Source organism: Nitratireductor sp. ATLC21 (assembly GCF_057196525.1).
This window is the reverse complement of record NZ_JBXUOU010000001.1, coordinates 69,123-86,232: the sequence shown is the minus strand read 5'-3', so window position 1 is coordinate 86,232 and position 17,110 is coordinate 69,123. Positions and strand designations below refer to the sequence as shown.

General features: G+C 60.9%; 16 protein-coding genes. 1 reads left to right on the top strand and 15 read right to left on the bottom strand.

All coding sequences use genetic code 11. The annotated features are described in order from the left end of the window. Window positions 1-3: 3 nt before the first annotated feature. The gene (locus AC2CHD_RS00430) at window positions 4-126 is read left to right on the top strand and encodes a hypothetical protein (protein ID WP_484552194.1); all 123 of its coding nucleotides are present in this window, start codon (window positions 4-6) and stop codon (window positions 124-126) included. A gap of 170 nt (window positions 127-296) precedes the next feature. On the opposite strand, the gene AC2CHD_RS00425 is transcribed toward AC2CHD_RS00430, so the two are convergent. The 15 genes from AC2CHD_RS00425 to nuoG form a co-directional block, all read right to left on the bottom strand. Next, the gene (locus AC2CHD_RS00425) at window positions 297-983 is read right to left on the bottom strand and encodes an ABC transporter ATP-binding protein (protein ID WP_229447115.1); all 687 of its coding nucleotides are present in this window, start codon (window positions 981-983) and stop codon (window positions 297-299) included. Then, a complete protein-coding gene (locus AC2CHD_RS00420; RefSeq protein WP_484552193.1) occupies window positions 983-2,296 on the bottom strand; it encodes a lipoprotein-releasing ABC transporter permease subunit in 1,314 nt (437 codons plus the stop codon). The genes AC2CHD_RS00425 and AC2CHD_RS00420 overlap by 1 nt, the downstream gene beginning before the upstream one ends. Before the next feature lie 47 nt (window positions 2,297-2,343). Then, window positions 2,344-3,675, bottom strand: a complete 1,332-nt coding sequence (gene proS / locus AC2CHD_RS00415) for a proline--tRNA ligase (protein WP_484553171.1) — start codon at window positions 3,673-3,675, stop codon at window positions 2,344-2,346. A 461-nt stretch (window positions 3,676-4,136) separates the two neighbouring features. Next, window positions 4,137-4,406 (bottom strand): DUF1467 family protein, encoded by a 270-nt coding sequence (locus AC2CHD_RS00410; RefSeq protein WP_229447117.1) that lies wholly within the window; start codon window positions 4,404-4,406, stop codon window positions 4,137-4,139. 9 nt (window positions 4,407-4,415) lie between these two features. Further along, window positions 4,416-4,820, bottom strand: a complete 405-nt coding sequence (gene mce, locus AC2CHD_RS00405) for a methylmalonyl-CoA epimerase (RefSeq protein WP_484552192.1) — start codon at window positions 4,818-4,820, stop codon at window positions 4,416-4,418. Window positions 4,821-4,867: 47 nt separating this feature from the next. After that, on the bottom strand, window positions 4,868-6,571 hold the full coding sequence (locus tag AC2CHD_RS00400; RefSeq protein WP_484552191.1) for a ribonuclease J: 1,704 nt from the start codon (window positions 6,569-6,571) through the stop codon (window positions 4,868-4,870). 13 nt (window positions 6,572-6,584) lie between these two features. After that, window positions 6,585-7,409 carry a biotin--[acetyl-CoA-carboxylase] ligase gene (locus tag AC2CHD_RS00395; RefSeq protein ID WP_484552190.1) on the bottom strand — a complete coding sequence of 275 codons (825 nt, stop codon included), beginning with the start codon at window positions 7,407-7,409 and terminating at the stop codon, window positions 6,585-6,587. Between the two features lie 3 nt (window positions 7,410-7,412). Further along, window positions 7,413-8,849: an NADH-quinone oxidoreductase subunit NuoN gene (gene nuoN / locus AC2CHD_RS00390; protein WP_007007892.1), complete on the bottom strand. Its 1,437-nt coding sequence runs from the start codon at window positions 8,847-8,849 to the stop codon at window positions 7,413-7,415. Window positions 8,850-8,864: 15 nt separating this feature from the next. Continuing rightward, window positions 8,865-10,379 carry an NADH-quinone oxidoreductase subunit M gene (locus AC2CHD_RS00385; protein WP_229447121.1) on the bottom strand — a complete coding sequence of 505 codons (1,515 nt, stop codon included), beginning with the start codon at window positions 10,377-10,379 and terminating at the stop codon, window positions 8,865-8,867. A gap of 3 nt (window positions 10,380-10,382) precedes the next feature. Then, window positions 10,383-12,368 carry an NADH-quinone oxidoreductase subunit L gene (gene nuoL, locus AC2CHD_RS00380; protein WP_484552189.1) on the bottom strand — a complete coding sequence of 662 codons (1,986 nt, stop codon included), beginning with the start codon at window positions 12,366-12,368 and terminating at the stop codon, window positions 10,383-10,385. Between the two features lie 10 nt (window positions 12,369-12,378). After that, on the bottom strand, window positions 12,379-12,687 hold the full coding sequence (nuoK, locus tag AC2CHD_RS00375) for an NADH-quinone oxidoreductase subunit NuoK (protein ID WP_025030250.1): 309 nt from the start codon (window positions 12,685-12,687) through the stop codon (window positions 12,379-12,381). A 5-nt stretch (window positions 12,688-12,692) separates the two neighbouring features. Beyond that, window positions 12,693-13,313: an NADH-quinone oxidoreductase subunit J gene (locus AC2CHD_RS00370; protein ID WP_404933223.1), complete on the bottom strand. Its 621-nt coding sequence runs from the start codon at window positions 13,311-13,313 to the stop codon at window positions 12,693-12,695. A 121-nt stretch (window positions 13,314-13,434) separates the two neighbouring features. Further along, complete coding sequence (gene nuoI, locus AC2CHD_RS00365) at window positions 13,435-13,926, bottom strand: NADH-quinone oxidoreductase subunit NuoI (RefSeq protein WP_065817666.1); 492 nt, start codon at window positions 13,924-13,926, stop codon at window positions 13,435-13,437. A gap of 43 nt (window positions 13,927-13,969) precedes the next feature. Continuing rightward, window positions 13,970-15,013, bottom strand: a complete 1,044-nt coding sequence (nuoH, locus tag AC2CHD_RS00360) for an NADH-quinone oxidoreductase subunit NuoH (protein ID WP_065817667.1) — start codon at window positions 15,011-15,013, stop codon at window positions 13,970-13,972. Between the two features lie 6 nt (window positions 15,014-15,019). After that, window positions 15,020-17,101 carry an NADH-quinone oxidoreductase subunit NuoG gene (gene nuoG / locus AC2CHD_RS00355; RefSeq protein WP_484552188.1) on the bottom strand — a complete coding sequence of 694 codons (2,082 nt, stop codon included), beginning with the start codon at window positions 17,099-17,101 and terminating at the stop codon, window positions 15,020-15,022. Between the last annotated feature and the right edge of the window lie 9 nt (window positions 17,102-17,110).

Below are 17,110 nucleotides of genomic sequence, written 5' to 3'. Positions count from 1 at the left end.
GACATGACGCATGGCACCGGCAAGCATCAAATGGCGCCGATCACCACAGCAGCCATCATGATAAAGGAACTGACGGCAACGAGCGAGACGACATCCTGGACAAGATCGGTCATTTATCCCTCCTGATCACTTTATAATCCCTTTATGTTCTATTTTTGTTCTATCGTCAAGCGCGATAGAAGGCGCCTCTTCCGGGCCTGGAAATCAGGGTTTACGTGGGGTTAATTCGCAAACAGACGTTCAGAAGCCCCTCGGTCGTCCGGAGGCTATCGACACACGGGGACGCTGCTGATGCGTTACCCGGTCCAGGCGACGACCTTGCCGCCGCTCAGCGTGACGACGCGGTCCATCCGCGCGGCCAGTTCATGATTGTGGGTAGCAATCAGGGCTGCGAGGCCTGACTGACGCACAAGCGCCTCAAGCGCGTCGAACACATAGCCGGCCGTCTTGGGGTCGAGATTGCCGGTCGGCTCATCCGCGAGAAGAATACGCGGAGCGTTGGCGACAGCGCGGGCAATGGCCACTCTTTGCTGCTCGCCACCCGACAGTTCTGCCGGTCGGTGGCTCGCCCGATGACCGACCCGCAAGTAATCGAGAAGCTGTCCCGCACGCGCCTTCGCCTCGGCCGGCGCCATGCCGGTGATCATCTGCGGGATCATGATGTTCTCTTCTGCAGAGAACTCCGGCAGCAGATGATGGAACTGGTAGACGAAGCCGATTTCGTTGCGACGGATCGCGGTGCGCGCATCATCCGACAGCTGGCCACACGCCTGACCTCCGACGATCACCTCTCCAGAATCCGGTGCCTCAAGCAGCCCTGCCAGATGCAGCAATGTCGATTTTCCGGCCCCTGAGGGAGCGACCAGTGCCACCATCTCGCCCGGGTTCAGAGAAAACGCTGCATCCTTGAGAATGGTGAGCCGGCCCTCGCCTTCGCGGTAGCTGCGCTCAATGCCCTTCAGTTCGAGAATGGGTGCCGCCATCAGTCATACCTCAGAGCATCGACCGGATCGAGCCGGGAGGCCCGCCAGGCAGGAAAGAGCGTTGCCACGAAGGACAGGACCAGCGCCATGATGATAACGGCCACCGTCTCGCCCGCTTCCATCTTGGCCGGCAACTGGCTCAGGAAATAGAGTTCGGGATCGAAGATCGTCGTGCCAGATAGCCAGGAAAAGAACTGGCGGATCGATTCCACGTTCCAGCAAATGACGACACCGAGGATCACGCCGGCAAGGGTGCCGGCAACGCCGATCGCAGCACCGGTCATCAAGAAGATGCGCATGATGGCGCCGCTTGTCGCGCCCATGGTGCGAAGGATCGCAATATCGTGACCCTTGTCCTTCACCAGCATCACAAGGCCGGAAATGATGTTGAGCGCAGCAACAAGCACGATCATCGTCAGAATCATGAACATGACGTTGCGCTCCACTTCGAGCGCAGAAAAGAAGGTGCTGTTGCGCTGGCGCCAGTCGGACAGCAGGATCGGCCGTTGCGCAGCCTCTTCCACCCTGGGGCGCAGGACGTCCACCGCATCGGGATTGTCGACGAAGAGTTCGATCGACTGCACGAGCCCCTCTGCATTGAAATAGAGCTGTGCCTCCTGGAGCGGCATGTAGATGATGGAGGAATCGTATTCCGACATGCCGATCTCGAAGGTCGCAGAGATCGGATAGGTTTTCACGCGCGGCGTGGTGCCGAAGGGGGTGATGTCGCCCTCGGGGGCGACCAGCGTCACGGAATCGCCGACCGTCAGGCCGAGATTCTGCGCCATGCGCGAGCCGACCGCCAGCCCTTCGCCGGCGGCGAAGCCGACCAGCGAGCCGTCCTTGATGTTGTCGGAAACCAGTTCGAGACGGGACAGGTCATCCGCCCGCACACCGCGGACCACAGCGCCGGTTCCCGCTCCGCTGCGGCCGGAAACGAGAACCTGCCCCTGCACCATCGGCATGGCAAGACGCACGCCCTCAACGCCCTCAATGCGGCTGGCAACGGCCTCATAATCATCCATCGGCATATCGATCGGCTGCACGATGAGATGGCCGTTGACGCCCAGAATGCGGGTCAGCAGCTCGGCACGGAAACCGTTCATCACCGCCATCACCACGATCAGCGTTGCCACACCCAGCATGATGCCGATGAAGGAGATCGAGGCGATCACCGAGATCACCGTCTCTTTCCGGCGAGAGCGAAGGTAGCGCCAAGCGATCAGCCGCTCGAAACGGGAGAACGGTCCGGCACCCAAGGGTTTCCCGGGCGCGCTTTGCGCGGCTTCTCCGCTGGTGGCGGCTTCACTCATGGCTCGACCTCAAAGGCTTTTGCGCAAACAGAAATCGCGGCGCCGCCTCATGCTGCGCCCTGAGCAAGGCGGTTGAGCGCATCCGCAACCGACAGGGAGACCCGTTCGCCGGAGGCCCGGTTCTTGAGCTCGACCTCGCCATTGGCGACACCGCGCGGGCCAACCACCAATTGCCAGGGAAGACCGATCAGGTCCGCAGTGGCGAACTTGCCGCCGGCGCGCTGGTCCGTATCGTCGTAGAGCACATCCTTGCCCGCGGCCTGCAGCTTTCCATAAAGCTCTTCGCAGATGCGGTCGCAGGCCTCGTCGCCCACCTTCATGTTGATCAGACCCACATCGAACGGGGCGACGCTCTCCGGCCAGATGATCCCGTTCTCGTCATGGCTCGCCTCGATGATGGCCGCCAGAAGGCGGCTCGGACCAATACCGTAGGATCCCATGGACACATGATGCTCCTTGCCGTCCGGACCGGTGACGGTCGCGTTCATGGGCTTGGAATACTTGGTGCCGAAGTGGAAAATATGGCCGACTTCGATGCCGCGCGCAGAAACCTTCTCATCTTCGGGAATGGCGTCCCAGGCGGCTTCGTCGTGCATCTCGTCGGTCGCCGCATAGGGCGTGGTCCAGGTGGTGACGATGTCGGCGATTTCCGCGTCATTGCTGAAATCGACATCCGCGCCCGGCACCTGCAGTTCAAGGAACTCCTTGCGGCAGAACACCTCGCTCTCGCCGGTGGAAGCCAGAATGATGAATTCGTGGCTCAGATCACCGCCAATGGGGCCGGTGTCTGCGCGCATCGGGATCGCCTGCAGCCCCATGCGGGCAAATGTGCGCAGATAGGCAACGAACATGCGGTTGTAGGCGGCCTTTGCGCCCTCGAAGTCGAGATCGAAGGAATAGGCGTCCTTCATCAGGAACTCGCGCGAACGCATCACGCCAAAGCGCGGGCGCACCTCGTCGCGGAACTTCCACTGGATGTGATAGAGATTGAGGGGCAAATCCTTGTAGGACTTCACGTAGGACCGGAAGATGTCCGTCACCATCTCCTCATTGGTGGGGCCATAGAGCATCTTGCGCTCGTGCCGGTCGGTGATGCGCAGCATCTCCTTACCGTAATCGTCATAACGCCCGCTCTCCATCCACAGATCGGCAGACTGGATGGTGGGCATCAGGATTTCCTGGGCCCCTGCCCGGTTCTGTTCCTCGCGGATGATCTGATTGACCTTGTCGAGAACGCGCTTGCCCAGCGGCAGCCAGGAGAAGCTGCCGGCGCCCTGCTGGCGGATCATACCGGCGCGCAGCATCAAACGGTGCGAGACGATTTCGGCCTCACGAGGAGTTTCTTTCAGGATCGGCAGGAAATAGCGCGACAGTCGCATAAACGTATCCATGGAAGCGGCTCGAGAGAGCCTGTTCGGAATCAAGATGACAAACGGTTCAAGGCCGGTGTCTTAACCATTTCGCAACGGAATGAAAAGCCGCAGCCATATGGCCGCCGCGTGCTCCGTTCTTCAAAACCGCCACCGCAGAGCAATTTGATAACAAAGCATTTCAAAGGCAATTTTCCTCGTGACATTTCGTCTCAACTTGCTCTATGGTGCCCTCCCATAACAAGAGGGTGGAGCTGAAATTCATCCTCATTACGCGGTCAAAGTCTTGGGAGGATGCGGTCCAGGCGCGGTAACTCGCAGCCGCCGACGATGATACGGCAAAGGATCGGACGCGTTGAGTTAGCAAGGCCTTTTGGCCTTGCATTTTTTTTTGGGGGAAGCCCCATCCCCTGCTTCTCTGGATAAACGGATCCCCCTAGCCGGGCGGGATAAGACTTTCGCAGCCAGCGTCAGTCGAATTTCGGCACGACCCTTGGAATATCGTCGAAAGAGTATCCGAGCCCACGCGTCAGCAGGATCAACAATCCACAGATCAGAAGCGCGATGATCGTCGTGCGAACCAGGGCGCGCAGCATGTGCGGCCCGCGCGGCGCGCTTTCGGTGGTGCCGAGCGTCACCTCACCGTCTTCCTCCTGCGTGCGCAGACCGAACGGCAGTGCAATGAAAAGCACCGTCCACCAGACGATGAAAAATACGGCGAGAAGAGAAACCCAGCCCATCGATGAACCTCAGACCTGTTCGAGTTCGACAAGGGTGCCAGTAAAGTCCTTGGGGTGCAGGAAGAGGACTGGCTTGCCATGGGCACCGATCTTCGGCTGTCCGTCTCCAAGAATGCGTGCGCCATCCGCTTTCAGCCGGTCGCGCGCGGCGATGATGTCGGCCACCTCATAGCAGATATGATGCATACCCCCGTCGGGGTTCTTTGCCAGAAAGCCCGCGATGGGTGAACCTTCTCCCAGCGGTTCCAGAAGTTCCACCTTGGTGTTGTCGAGCTCGACAAACACCACGGTGACACCGTGTTCGGGCAAGGCCTGCGGGGCCGAGACATTCGCTCCCAGCGCATCACGATAAAGGGCCGTCGCCTTTTCAAGATCAGGCACGGCAATTGCCACGTGATTGAGCTTTCCGAGCATCGGCCTTTTCTCTCCTGCAACAGGGGGATAAGCCCCCACCCTCTTGCTTATTGCGTGACGAAAACCGTCACAATGGGCTTTTTGCCCCAGGCTGCATTTGCCGCATTGCGCACGGCACGCCGGACCGATTCCGACACCAGATCGAGATCCTTGCGGCGGTTGCGCGGAATGCTGCGCACGGCGCCGGATGCTGCGTCCAGCATGATGTCCTCGAGAAGCTCTCCCCGCGCATCACGCTCGGCCACTCCGATGGCGACGATATCGGGGTCGCCATCGAGATTGAAGCGCTCATCAAGCACAACGTTGAGCACGACATGGCCGGCATAGGAGAGCTTGCGGCGATCGCGGATGCCAATCTCCTCATCGTCCCCCAGAAGCCGGCCGTCCTTGAAGAAACGCCCATGCGGAACCTCGCCGATGATCTCGGCCGGTCCGGGGGCAAGGCGCAGCATGTCGCCATTGCGCACCTGCGTGACCTCTGGAATGCCTTCCATGGCGCCGAGCGAGCCCTGCGCCACCAGATGAGCGGCCTCGCCATGCACCGGCACGAGGATCTGCGGCCTCACCCAGGAATACATCCGCTTCAATTCGCTGCGGCGGGGGTGGCCGGAGACATGAACCAGCGCGTCGTCATCCTCGATGATCTCGATGCCCATCTCGATCAGACGGTTCTTGGTTTCCAGAACCGCCTTCTCGTTGCCGGGAATGAGACGCGAGGAATAGACGACCGTGTCGCCTGCCGTCAGCGCTACATTGCGCATCTCGTCACGGGCGAGTTTGGCGAGTGCGGCGCGGCTTTCGCCCTGGCTGCCGGTGCACAGCACCACGACCTTGTCGCGCGGGACGTGCTGGAATTCGTCCTCGTCCAGATACTCCGGCAGGCCGTCGAGATAGCCAAGCTCAGTCGCCACATCGATAACGCGTTTCATGGAGCGACCAAGCACAAGAAGCTGGCGGCCGGCATCGCGCGCGGCCTCCGCAATGGAGCGAATGCGGCCCACATTGGAGGAGAAGGTGGTCACGACGACACGGCCCGATGCCGCCTCGATCACTTCCTTCAGCCCTTCGCCAACGGCCTGTTCGGTGGGCGATTCACCTTCACGCATGGCGTTGGTGGAATCGCAGACCAGCGCCAGAACGCCTTCATCGCCGATCGCGCGGAAACGTGCCTCGTCGGTCTTGGGACCGATGGCGGGAGCCGGGTCGATCTTCCAGTCGCCCGTGTGCACCACCGTGCCGAGCGGGGTGGTGATGGCGAGCGATACCGGCTCGGGTATGGAGTGCGCGACGGCAACAGCCTCGATGCTGAAGGGACCAATTTGGAAGGTTTCGCCGGCCCTGAAGATCTTCACCGGCACATCGGGTGCGCCGGATTCCGACTGGCGCTTGGCGTCGAGCAAACCGGCGGCAAAAGGTGTCATCCAGACATCGGCCTTGAGCAGCGGCCAGAGATCGAGCACCGCGCCGTAGTGATCTTCATGGGCGTGGGTGATCACGATCCCGCGCAGCCGGTCGACCTCACCGCGGATAAAGCTGATGTCGGGCAGAACCAGATCGACGCCTGGAAGCTCCGGCCCCGGAAAGGTGACGCCGCAATCGACAACGATCCATTCGCGCTTTCCGGCGGGCCCAAACCCATAGAGGCCAAAATTCATGCCGATCTCGCCGACACCGCCAAGCGGGCAGAAAACCAGCTCGGCATTCTTCAGATCGCCGCTCTTGGCCGGCTTTTTTGTGCTGGAACGCGCCATGGGTCCCCTTCTCTTAATCTGCCTGCGCAGAGGCGACCGCGCCGAAATGCACGTCGCCTGCTGCAATTCTCAACAATGAACCGTCCGCTTCGCGGATGACGAAGCGACAGGCCTCGTCGATGGTCTCGAATGTGCCGCGCGCCACGCGGCCGTCGACACGGATGGACACCTGAGTGCCAAGCCCCGCCGCCCGCTTCAGCCAGCGGCTACGAATGGCATCGAGCCCGCGCCCGCCATTCCAAAGGCGACTGTTATCGACCCAGGCGTCCGAAAGCGCAAGGAAGAGATCGCCTGCGTCACCGCCGAACCCCAGAGCCCTGAGCGAGGTTGCCGGGTAAGGTGTGTTGTCCGGATGGGAGACGACATTGACGCCGATACCAACCGCAATCGCAAAGCGGCCATCGGGAAGAATGGTCGATTCCAGCAGAATGCCGGAAAGTTTCGCCCCGTCGGCCAGAACGTCGTTCGGCCATTTGAGCGCAAAGCGCCCGCCCGGCATGTCGCCGCCATCGGCGGCAACCGCAATGCGCTTTTCCGGCACCACTGCCAGAAGCGCATCGGAGAGGGCGAGCCCGGCAACAAAGCCGAGCGTGGCCGCCGTCGCCGGCTCGAAATGACCGACATTCAGAAGCGTTGCGGCAAGATTGCCGGGCGGTGTCGCCCATTCACGGCCGCGACGCCCTCGTCCACTCTCCTGCCTGGAGGCGACAACCCAGAGATTGCCCGGATCGCCGGCGCGCGCATGATCGAGCGCCAGCGCATTGGTGGAGCCGACGCTCTCATGGGCTTCCAGCCGATAACCGGCCGTTTCCGCCGACGGCGCCAGACGAAAGGCCATGACCTAGAAGAAGGTCTTTGCGGCAGCCTCGGCAAAGCGCCCGACGGGGCCACCGATCAGAACGTAGAGCAGCACAAAGGCGCCCGACAGGAGCATGACGAAGCGCAGTTCACCCGCCATGGGCTGGAAGCCGCCCGCCGATTCGTCGAACCACATGATCTTGATAACGCGCAGATAGTAGAATGCGCCGACCACGGAGCTGACCACACCGATCACTGCAAGCGCATAGAGCTTGGCGTCGATGGCCGCGAGGAACACATACCATTTTCCCCAGAAGCCCGCGAGCGGCGGAATGCCTGCCAGCGAGAACATGAGAATGGTCATGATCGTCGCCATCATCGGATTGGTGGATGAGAGGCCCGCCAGATCGTCGATCTGCTCGACATTCGCGTCATTGCGGCGCATGGCCAGGATGACGGCAAACGTGCCGAGCGTCATGGCCAGATAGATGAGCATGTAGATCGCCACGCCCTTGACGCCGGCCTCGGAATTCGCGGCAAGCCCGACAAGGGCATAACCCACATGACCGATGGAGGAATAGGCCATGAGGCGCTTGATGTTGCGCTGGCCAATAGCCGCAAACGCGCCAAGGATCATGGAGGCAATCGCCACGAACACGATGATCTGCTGCCAGTCGCTGGCGATCGGCTCGAACGCGCCCATGGTGACACGCACCAGAAGCGCCATGGCGGCCATTTTGGGCGCTGCCGCAAAGAAGGCGGTGACCGGGGTGGGAGCGCCTTCGTAAACGTCCGGCGTCCACATGTGGAAGGGAACAGCGGAAATCTTAAAGGCGAGCCCCGCAAGCACGAAAACGAGACCGAAGACGAGACCGAGCTGACGCTCCGCACCCGTGAGCGTTGCAGCGATGACGTCGAAGCCGGTGTTGCCGGTGTAGCCGTAGACCAGCGAAATGCCGTAAAGCATCATGCCCGAAGAGAGCGCGCCCAGAACAAAATATTTCAGGCCCGCCTCGGTAGAGCGTGCGCTGTCGCGGTTGATGGCGGCAACGACGTAGAGTGCGAGCGACTGCAGCTCGAGGCCGAGATAGAGCGCGATCATGTCATTGGCCGAGATCATCAGCATCATGCCGAGTGTGGCCAGCATGATGAGAACCGGGAACTCGAACTTGTCGAACTTCTCCGCCTTGGCAAAACCGACCGACATGACGAGCGTCACAACGGAGCCGACCAGCGTCAGGATCTTCATGAAGCGGGCGAACGCATCGCTTACGAAGGCGCCGCCGAAGGCGCGGCCATCGGCCGGGAAGATCACCATCAGCGCAATCACGGCGACCAGAAGCGCGACCGCAAGGCCGGTGACGGTGGAATTGGCACGGGGGCCGGAAAAGACACCGACCATCAGGAGCGCCATAGCGCCCACCGCCAGGATCAGCTCCGGCGTTGCAAGGATCAGGCTTATCGTCAGATCAGGCGTCATTCGCTTTCAATCCGTTTACTGCGCGGCAGCCGTTGCCGCTTCCCGTGCCATGTCGGCCGAGAGGGAGACATTGTTCACAAGTGCTTCGACCGAAACCGCCGTCGCATCGAGGATTGGTGCCGGGTAGACACCGAAGAAGATGACCAGCACCACCAGCGGGTAGAGAATGAGCTTCTCGCGTGCGGAGAGGTCGAGCATGCCCTTCAGGCTTTCCTTGGTGAGCGAGCCGAAGATCACCCGGCGATAGAGCCAGAGCGCATAACCCGCCGACAGGATGACGCCGGTGGTGGCAAAAAGCGCGACCCAGGTGTTGACCTTGAACACCGACAGAAGTGTCAGGAATTCGCCAACGAAGCCGCTGGTGCCCGGCAGGCCAACATTCGCCATGGTGAAGATCATGAACACGGTGGCGTATTTGGGCATGTTGTTGACGAGGCCGCCATAGGCCGCGATCTCGCGTGTGTGCATGCGGTCATAGATGACGCCGACACACAGGAAGAGCGCGCCCGAGACGAGGCCGTGCGAGAGCATCTGGAAGATCGCGCCCTGCACGCCCTGCTCGTTGATGGCGAAAATGCCCATGGTGACGAAGCCCATATGGGCGACCGAGGAATAGGCGATGAGCTTCTTGATGTCCTCCTGCATCAGCGCCACCAGCGAGGTGTAGATGATGGCGATCACCGAAAGGGTGAAGACCAGAGGAGCAAGATCGATGGAGGCGACCGGGAACATGGGCAGCGAGAAGCGCAGGAAGCCATAGCCACCCATCTTCAACAGGATGCCCGCAAGGATGACCGAGCCTGCCGTAGGCGCTTCAACGTGCGCGTCGGGCAGCCAGGTGTGGACCGGCCACATGGGCATCTTGACCGCGAAGGAGGCGAAGAAGGCCACCCATAGCCAGTATTGCATGCCCTCGGGGAAGACGTGAGTCAGAAGCGTCGGGATATCCGTCGTTCCTGCCTGCCAGTACATCGCCATCATGGCGAGCAGCATCAACACGGAGCCGAGCAGCGTGTAGAGAAAGAACTTGAAGCTCGCATAGACGCGCCGCTTGCCGCCCCAGACACCGATGATGATGAACATCGGAATGAGGCCCGCCTCGAAGAAGACATAGAAGAGCACGATATCGAGCGCGCAGAACACGCCGATCATGAGCGTTTCCAGAATGAGGAACGCGATCATGTATTCCTTGACGCGGTGCTCCACCGCCTCCCAGCTCGCCAAAACGCATAGCGGCATGAGGAAGGTCGTCAGGATGACGAACAGCATGGAAATGCCGTCGACACCCATGTGATAGGAAATGCCGGAGCCCAGCCATTCCTGCTTTTCGACCATCTGGAAACCGGGCGTCGACGCATCGAACCCGATCCAGATGAAGAGCGACAGGACGAAGGTGAAGACGGTCGTCAGAAGAGCGACATTGCGAATGTTGCGGCGCGCACCGGCACCGTCCTCCCGGATCAGGAGGATGAGAAGCGCACCCACCAGCGGCAGGAAGGTGACCGTGGAAAGAATTGGCCAGTCGGTCATGGCTTAGAACGTGCCTCCAAGCATCATCCAGGTAACGAGGGCCGCAACGCCGATGAGCATGGCGAAGGCGTAGTGATAGAGAAAGCCGCTCTGCAGCTTGACGATCCGGTTGGTGACATCGACCACACGGGCCGAAATGCCATCCGGGCCGAGACCGTCGATGACCATTCCGTCGCCCTTTTTCCAGAGGAAGTGGCCGAGGCGCTTGGCCGGACGGACGAACAGGAAGTCATAGAGCTCGTCGAAATACCACTTGTTGAGCAGGAAGGCGTAGAGCCCGCTGAACTGCTGGGCAAGCCGCTTGGGACGCTCTGGCGACCGGATGTAATAGACCCAGGCGACATAGAGGCCGAGAAGCATCGCAACGAACGGAGCAAGCTTCACCCAGACGGGCACGTGATGGAACTCTTCCAGCATGTGGTTGTCGGGCAGCGTGAAGAGCGCGCCCTTCCAGAAGTGCTCGTACTCATGGCCGACGAAGAACTCCTTGAAGGCAACGCCGGCGAAGAGTGCGCCCACGGCCAGGATGAACAGCGGCACAAGCATAACCAGCGGCGATTCATGCACATGATGCATCACATCGGCGGAAGCGCGTGGCTTGCCATGGAAGGTCATGAAGATAAGGCGCCAAGAATAGAAGCTCGTGAAGACGGCAGCCACGGTGAGCAGGATAAAGGAGAACACGGCGAAATAGTTCTCAGCGGCAAATGCGCCTTCGATGATCGCATCCTTGGAGAAGAACCCTGCCGTGCCGATGACCGTCAACGGGATGCCCACGCCCGTGAGCGCGATCGTGCCGATGATCATCATCCAATAGGTCTGCGGGATCAGCTTCCTGAGACCGCCCATCTTGCGCATGTCCTGCTCGTCGGAAACGGCATGGATGACCGAACCGGACCCAAGGAACAGGAGTGCCTTGAAGAAGGCGTGCGTGAACAGGTGGAAGATGGCCGCGCTGTAAAAGCCGGTGCCAAGCGCGACGAACATGTAGCCGAGCTGCGAACAGGTCGAATAGGCGATGACGCGCTTGATGTCGTTCTGCACCAGACCGACGGTCGCGGCGAAGAAGGCCGTGAACGCGCCAACAAAGGTCACGACGGTGAGAGCCGTGTGCGACAGTTCGAAGATCGGCGACAGACGCGCGACCATGAAGACACCGGCCGTCACCATGGTGGCGGCGTGGATGAGCGCGGAGACCGGGGTCGGGCCTTCCATGGCGTCGGGCAGCCATGTGTGCAGCGGCACCTGCGCCGACTTGCCCATGGCGCCCATGAACAGAAGAAGGCAGATCGCCGTCAGCGCGCCGCCCTTGTCGAGCGCGTAGCCGAGGAAGGTCAGCACCGGCTCTCCAGCCTCTGCGCCTTCAGCGGGCAGATAGGTGGCCGCATTGGCGAAGATGGTGCTGAAGTTCACCGAACCGAACAGCATGTAGACGCCGAAAATACCGAGCAGGAATCCGAAGTCACCGACACGGTTGACGATGAAGGCCTTCATGGCCGCGGCATTGGCCGAGGGCTTCTTGAACCAGAAGCCGATCAGGAGATAGGAGGCCAGACCCACGCCTTCCCAGCCGAAGAACATCTGGACCAGGTTGTCCGACGTCACCAGCATGAGCATGGCGAAGGTGAAGAGCGACAGATAGGCGAAGAAGCGCGGCCGATGCGGATCGTGGTGCATGTAGCCGATCGAATAGATGTGAACCAGCGCCGAGACCGTGTTCACCACGATCAGCATGACAACAGTCAGCGTGTCGACGCGGATCGCCCAGGACACATCCAGATTGCCCGAGGTGATGAAGGAAAGGAGCGGCACGGTGAATGCCTCGCCACTGCCCATGGCGACCGAAAAGAAAGCCACCCAGGACAGAAGCGCGACAATGACCATCAGGCCGCTGGTGATCAGCTCGGACCCCTTCGCGCCGATGGAGCGGCCGAACAGCCCGGCAATCAGAAAGCCGATAAGCGGGAGAAATACGATCGCTTGATACATGGCCGTATGCTCAGCCCTTCATCATGTTGATGTCTTCGACGGCGATGGTGCCGCGATTGCGGAAGAAGACGACGAGAATGGCAAGACCGATCGCAGCTTCCGCCGCCGCGACGGTGAGAACGAATAGCGCGAAAACCTGTCCGACGAGATCTCCCAGAACCGAGGAGAAGGCGACGAAGTTCAAGTTGACCGCAAGCAGGATAAGTTCGACCGACATCAGGATGATGATGACGTTCTTCCGGTTCAGGAAGATGCCGAACACGCCGAGCGTGAACAGGATGGCCGAGACGGTCAGATAATGTGCGATGCCGATTTCCAGCATGATCAGAGTCCCTCGCCCGTTTCGACTTTCTTGATTTCAATCGCCGTTTCAGGCGTGCGCGCCACCTGGGCAGAGATGTTCTGCCGCTTGACGTTTTCCTTGTGGCGCAGCGTCAGCACGATGGCGCCGATCATGGCGACCAGGAGCACCATGCCGGCGATCTGGAAGAAATGGATGTAATCCGTGTAGAGAATATCGCCGAGGGCTGCCGTGTTGTGGCGCACATCGATCGGCGGCGTGGGCTGGGCAACCTCGCCCGAAAGCTCAGGCGCGAAGGCATAGCCTCCGAGCACAATGACGAGCTCGGCGGCAAGGATGATCCCCACCAGCGCACCCACCGGCGCATATTGCAGTGCTCCGCGCTTCAGTTCGGCGAAATCCACATCCAGCATCATGACGACGAACAGGAAGAGCACAGCGACCGCGCCCACATAGACGACAAGCATGATGAAGGCGAGGAACTCCGCGCCTGTCAGAAGGAAGAGACCGGCCGAGTTGAAGAACGCGACGATCAGAAAGAGCACCGAATGCACGGGATTGCGTGCCGCGATGACCATGAAGGCCGCCGCCACGGTGAGAAAGGCGAACAGATAAAAGAAAATCGCCTCAAGTCCTGTCAGCATGGTTCCCTCGGTACCTAGCCTGCCACGGCAAACGCCATGGCTTTTCAAAAAACCCGGCGCGCCGGGCATTCACGATGCTTCGTTTAGACGGGTGCCCTGCCCCCGTCCACAGGTCAAACCGTCACCGGTATGGCGCATCCAGCGCGATGTTGCGCGCCAGTTCCCGCTCCCAGCGATCGCCATTGGCGAGCAGCTTGTCCTTGTCGTAGTAAAGTTCCTCACGCGTTTCCGTCGCGAATTCGAAATTCGGCCCCTCGACGATGGCGTCCACCGGACAGGCTTCCTGGCAGAAGCCACAATAGATGCACTTCACCATGTCGATGTCGTACCGCACCGTGCGGCGCGTGCCGTCATTGCGGCGGGGCCCCGCCTCGATGGTTATGGCCTGGGCCGGGCAGATCGCCTCGCACAGCTTGCATGCAATGCAGCGCTCTTCGCCATTGGGATAGCGACGCAGCGCATGCTCGCCACGGAAGCGCGGGCTGACCGGGCCTTTTTCATGCGGATAGTTGAGCGTGTATTTCGGCGCAAAGAACTGCCGCATGGACAGGATGACAGCCCCGACGAACTCTTTGAGAAGCAGCGATTTGGCTGCCTGTGCAAGCGCACTCATCGATTTTCTCCGAAGCGGTTTTCAGGGATGAAAAAGGTCATGGTCATGCCATCCCCGTGAATTTCAGGAAGGCCGCGGTGGCAACGACCATGAAGAGCGACAGCGGCAGGAACACTTTCCAGCCAAGGCGCATCAACTGATCGTAGCGGTAGCGCGGCACGAACGCCTTCACCAGCGCGAACATGAAGAAGACCATGCACATCTTCAACACGAACCAGATCACACCCGGCACCCAGGTGAAGGGCGCGAAGTCGAGCGGCGGCAGCCAGCCACCCAGGAACAGGATGGTGGTGAGCGCGCACATCAGGACAATGGCCACATACTCGCCGAGGAAGAAGAGAAGGAACGGCGTCGAGGAATACTCGATCATGTGACCGGCCACGAGCTCGGATTCAGCCTCCACCAGATCGAAGGGAGGACGGTTCGTCTCGGCGAGCGCCGAGATGAAGAACACGATGAACATGGGGAACAGCGCCAGCCAGTTCCAGTCGAGGAACGTGTTGGGCAGGCCAAGCATGGTGCCTAGACCATCACCCTGCGCAAGCACGATGTCGGTCAGGTTGAGCGAGCCGACCGTGAGCAGGACGGTGACGATCACGAAGCCGATGGAGACTTCATAGGAGACCATCTGTGCCGCAGAACGCAGCGCGCCGAGGAATGGATATTTCGAGTTGGAGGCCCAGCCGCCCATGATCACGCCGTAGACTTCCAGCGACGCGATGGCGAACACATAAAGAATGCCGATGTTCACATTGGCAATCGCCCAGCCTTCATTGACCGGGATCACGGCCCATGCGGCAATCGCCAGAACCGAGGCAACGACCGGTGCCAGAAGGAACACGCCCTTGTTGGCGCCGGACGGAATGACCGGTTCCTTGAAGACGAACTTGAAGAGGTCGGCAAACGCCTGGAACAGGCCCCACGGGCCGACCACGTTGGGACCACGGCGACGCTGCACGGCAGCCCAGATCTTGCGGTCGGCATAAAGAATATAGGCGACGAAGATCAGGAGGATGACGATCATCGCCACCGACTGCAGAAGGATCAGAAGCCCCGGAAGGACGTAGGTTGAAAAGAAGGTATCCATTCGTCTCTACTCGGCCGCCTGTTTTACGTCGCCGCGCGCCAGCGCCGAACATTCAGCCATCACAGCCGAGGCACGGGCGATCGGGTTGGTGAGATAGAAATCCTTCACCGGCGAGGTGAAGGGAGCCTTGGTAAGCCGCCCGCCAAGCTTGGCGAGTTTCTCGACATCGCCCGCATCGGCTGGCGCAACCGTGTCGATGGCCGCGAAATGCGGGAATTCGGCATAAAGGGCTGCGCGCAGGGCGGCCAGCGAATCGAACGGAAGCTTGTGGCCGAGCACATCGGACAATGCCCGCAGGATCGCCCAGTCTTCCTTGGCCTCGCCCGGCGCGAAACCGGCGCGGTTGGTCATCTGCACCCGGCCCTCGGTGTTCACATAGGTGCCGGACTTCTCCGTATAGGTCGCAGCCGGCAGGATGACATCGGCGCGGTGTGCACCGGCATCGCCATGGGTGCCGATATAGACGGTGAAGGCCTCACCGATCGCATTCATGTCGATCTCGTCGGCGCCGAGCAGGAAGAGCACGTCCATCGCGCCCATCATGCCCTTCACGTCCTTGCCATCTTTACCGGGCACGAAGCCGAGATCGAGACCGCCGACGCGGGACGCCGCCGTATGCAGCACGGCAAAACCGTTCCACTCGGCAGACACTGCCTTGACCGATCCAGCAAGCTTTGCCGCGAGACCGAGGATCGCCGCACCGTCGGAGCGGGCCAGAGCCCCCTGCCCCACGATGATCATCGGCCGCTTGGCCTTCTTGAGGACCGAAGCGAACTTGCCCTTGCCTTCGGCCAGTTCCTTGAGCGTTTCGGCCCCGGCACCGAGCATGTCGTAATCATACCGCAGGTCACCCATCTCGCCGATGACGCCAATGGGGAAATCGCCCATGCGCCAGCGCTTGCGGATGCGGGCGTTGAGAACCGACGCCTCGAAGCGCGGATTGGCGCCGATGATCAAAAGCGCATCGGCGTCCTCGATGCCCTCGATGGTCGGGTTGAAAATGTAGCTCGCACGACCAAGCGCCGGGTCGAGTGCCGCCCCGTCCTGACGACAATCATAATTCGCCGAACCAAGCGACTGCATCAGCGATTTCAGCGCATACATTTCCTCGACGGCGGCCAGATCGCCGGCGATGGCGCCGATCTTTTCCGGCTGGGCCTTCGATACGGCCTTGGCGATGGCATCGAACGCCTCGGGCCAGGTGGCCGGCTGAAGCCGCTTGCCCTTGCGCACATAAGGGCGGTCGAGACGCTGGGTTCTAAGGCCATCCCAGACGAAGCGGGATTTGTCGGAAATCCATTCCTCGTTCACCGCCTCGTTGATGCGCGGCAGGATGCGCATGACCTCGCGGCCACGCGTGTCAACACGGATGGCCGAACCGACCGCATCCATCACGTCGATGGACTGGGTCTTGCTGAGCTCCCACGGACGCGCCTGGAACGCATAGGGGCGCGAGGTGAGCGCGCCCACCGGGCACAAGTCGATCACATTGCCCTGAAGCTCGGACGTCATCGCCTCTTCGAGATAGGTGGTGATCTCGGCATCCTCGCCGCGGCCGATCAGACCAAGCTCGGAAATACCCGCCACCTCGGTGGTGAAACGGACGCAGCGCGTGCAGTGGATACAGCGCGTCATGATCGTCTTGACGAGCGGGCCGATATATTTGTCTTCGACGGCGCGCTTGTTTTCCCTGTAGCGGGACGAATCCACGCCGAAGGCCATCGCCTGATCCTGCAGGTCGCATTCGCCGCCCTGATCGCAGATCGGGCAATCGAGCGGGTGGTTGATGAGCAGGAACTCCATCACGCCTTCGCGGGCCTTCTTGACCATCGGCGTGTTGGTGAAGATTTCGGGCGCCTCGCCATTGGGGCCGGGGCGCAGATCGCGCACGCCCATGGCGCAGGAGGCGGCAGGCTTGGGCGGCCCTCCCTTCACTTCCACCAGACACATGCGGCAATTGCCTGCGATCGACAGACGCTCATGGAAACAGAAGCGCGGCACCTCCGCGCCCGCCTCCTCGGCGGCCTGCAGCAGCGTGTAGTGATCGGGTACCTCGATCTCCGTGCCGTCGACTTTCAATTTTGCCATGGTCGCTGT

What these genes read in the sequence shown, in the direction of transcription:
- AC2CHD_RS00430 (WP_484552194.1), top strand. Translation starts at nt 4, where the DNA reads ATGACGCATGGCACCGGCAAGCATCAAATGGCGCCGATCACCACAGCA.
- AC2CHD_RS00425 (WP_229447115.1), bottom strand. Translation starts at nt 983, where the DNA reads ATGGCGGCACCCATTCTCGAACTGAAGGGCATTGAGCGCAGCTACCGC.
- AC2CHD_RS00420 (WP_484552193.1), bottom strand. Translation starts at nt 2,296, where the DNA reads ATGAGTGAAGCCGCCACCAGCGGAGAAGCCGCGCAAAGCGCGCCCGGG.
- proS (WP_484553171.1), bottom strand. Translation starts at nt 3,675, where the DNA reads ATGCGACTGTCGCGCTATTTCCTGCCGATCCTGAAAGAAACTCCTCGT.
- AC2CHD_RS00410 (WP_229447117.1), bottom strand. Translation starts at nt 4,406, where the DNA reads ATGGGCTGGGTTTCTCTTCTCGCCGTATTTTTCATCGTCTGGTGGACG.
- mce (WP_484552192.1), bottom strand. Translation starts at nt 4,820, where the DNA reads ATGCTCGGAAAGCTCAATCACGTGGCAATTGCCGTGCCTGATCTTGAA.
- AC2CHD_RS00400 (WP_484552191.1), bottom strand. Translation starts at nt 6,571, where the DNA reads ATGGCGCGTTCCAGCACAAAAAAGCCGGCCAAGAGCGGCGATCTGAAG.
- AC2CHD_RS00395 (WP_484552190.1), bottom strand. Translation starts at nt 7,409, where the DNA reads ATGGCCTTTCGTCTGGCGCCGTCGGCGGAAACGGCCGGTTATCGGCTG.
- nuoN (WP_007007892.1), bottom strand. Translation starts at nt 8,849, where the DNA reads ATGACGCCTGATCTGACGATAAGCCTGATCCTTGCAACGCCGGAGCTG.
- AC2CHD_RS00385 (WP_229447121.1), bottom strand. Translation starts at nt 10,379, where the DNA reads ATGACCGACTGGCCAATTCTTTCCACGGTCACCTTCCTGCCGCTGGTG.
- nuoL (WP_484552189.1), bottom strand. Translation starts at nt 12,368, where the DNA reads ATGTATCAAGCGATCGTATTTCTCCCGCTTATCGGCTTTCTGATTGCC.
- AC2CHD_RS00370 (WP_404933223.1), bottom strand. Translation starts at nt 13,313, where the DNA reads ATGCTGACAGGACTTGAGGCGATTTTCTTTTATCTGTTCGCCTTTCTC.
- nuoI (WP_065817666.1), bottom strand. Translation starts at nt 13,926, where the DNA reads ATGAGTGCGCTTGCACAGGCAGCCAAATCGCTGCTTCTCAAAGAGTTC.
- nuoH (WP_065817667.1), bottom strand. Translation starts at nt 15,013, where the DNA reads ATGGATACCTTCTTTTCAACCTACGTCCTTCCGGGGCTTCTGATCCTT.
- nuoG (WP_484552188.1), bottom strand. Translation starts at nt 17,101, where the DNA reads ATGGCAAAATTGAAAGTCGACGGCACGGAGATCGAGGTACCCGATCAC.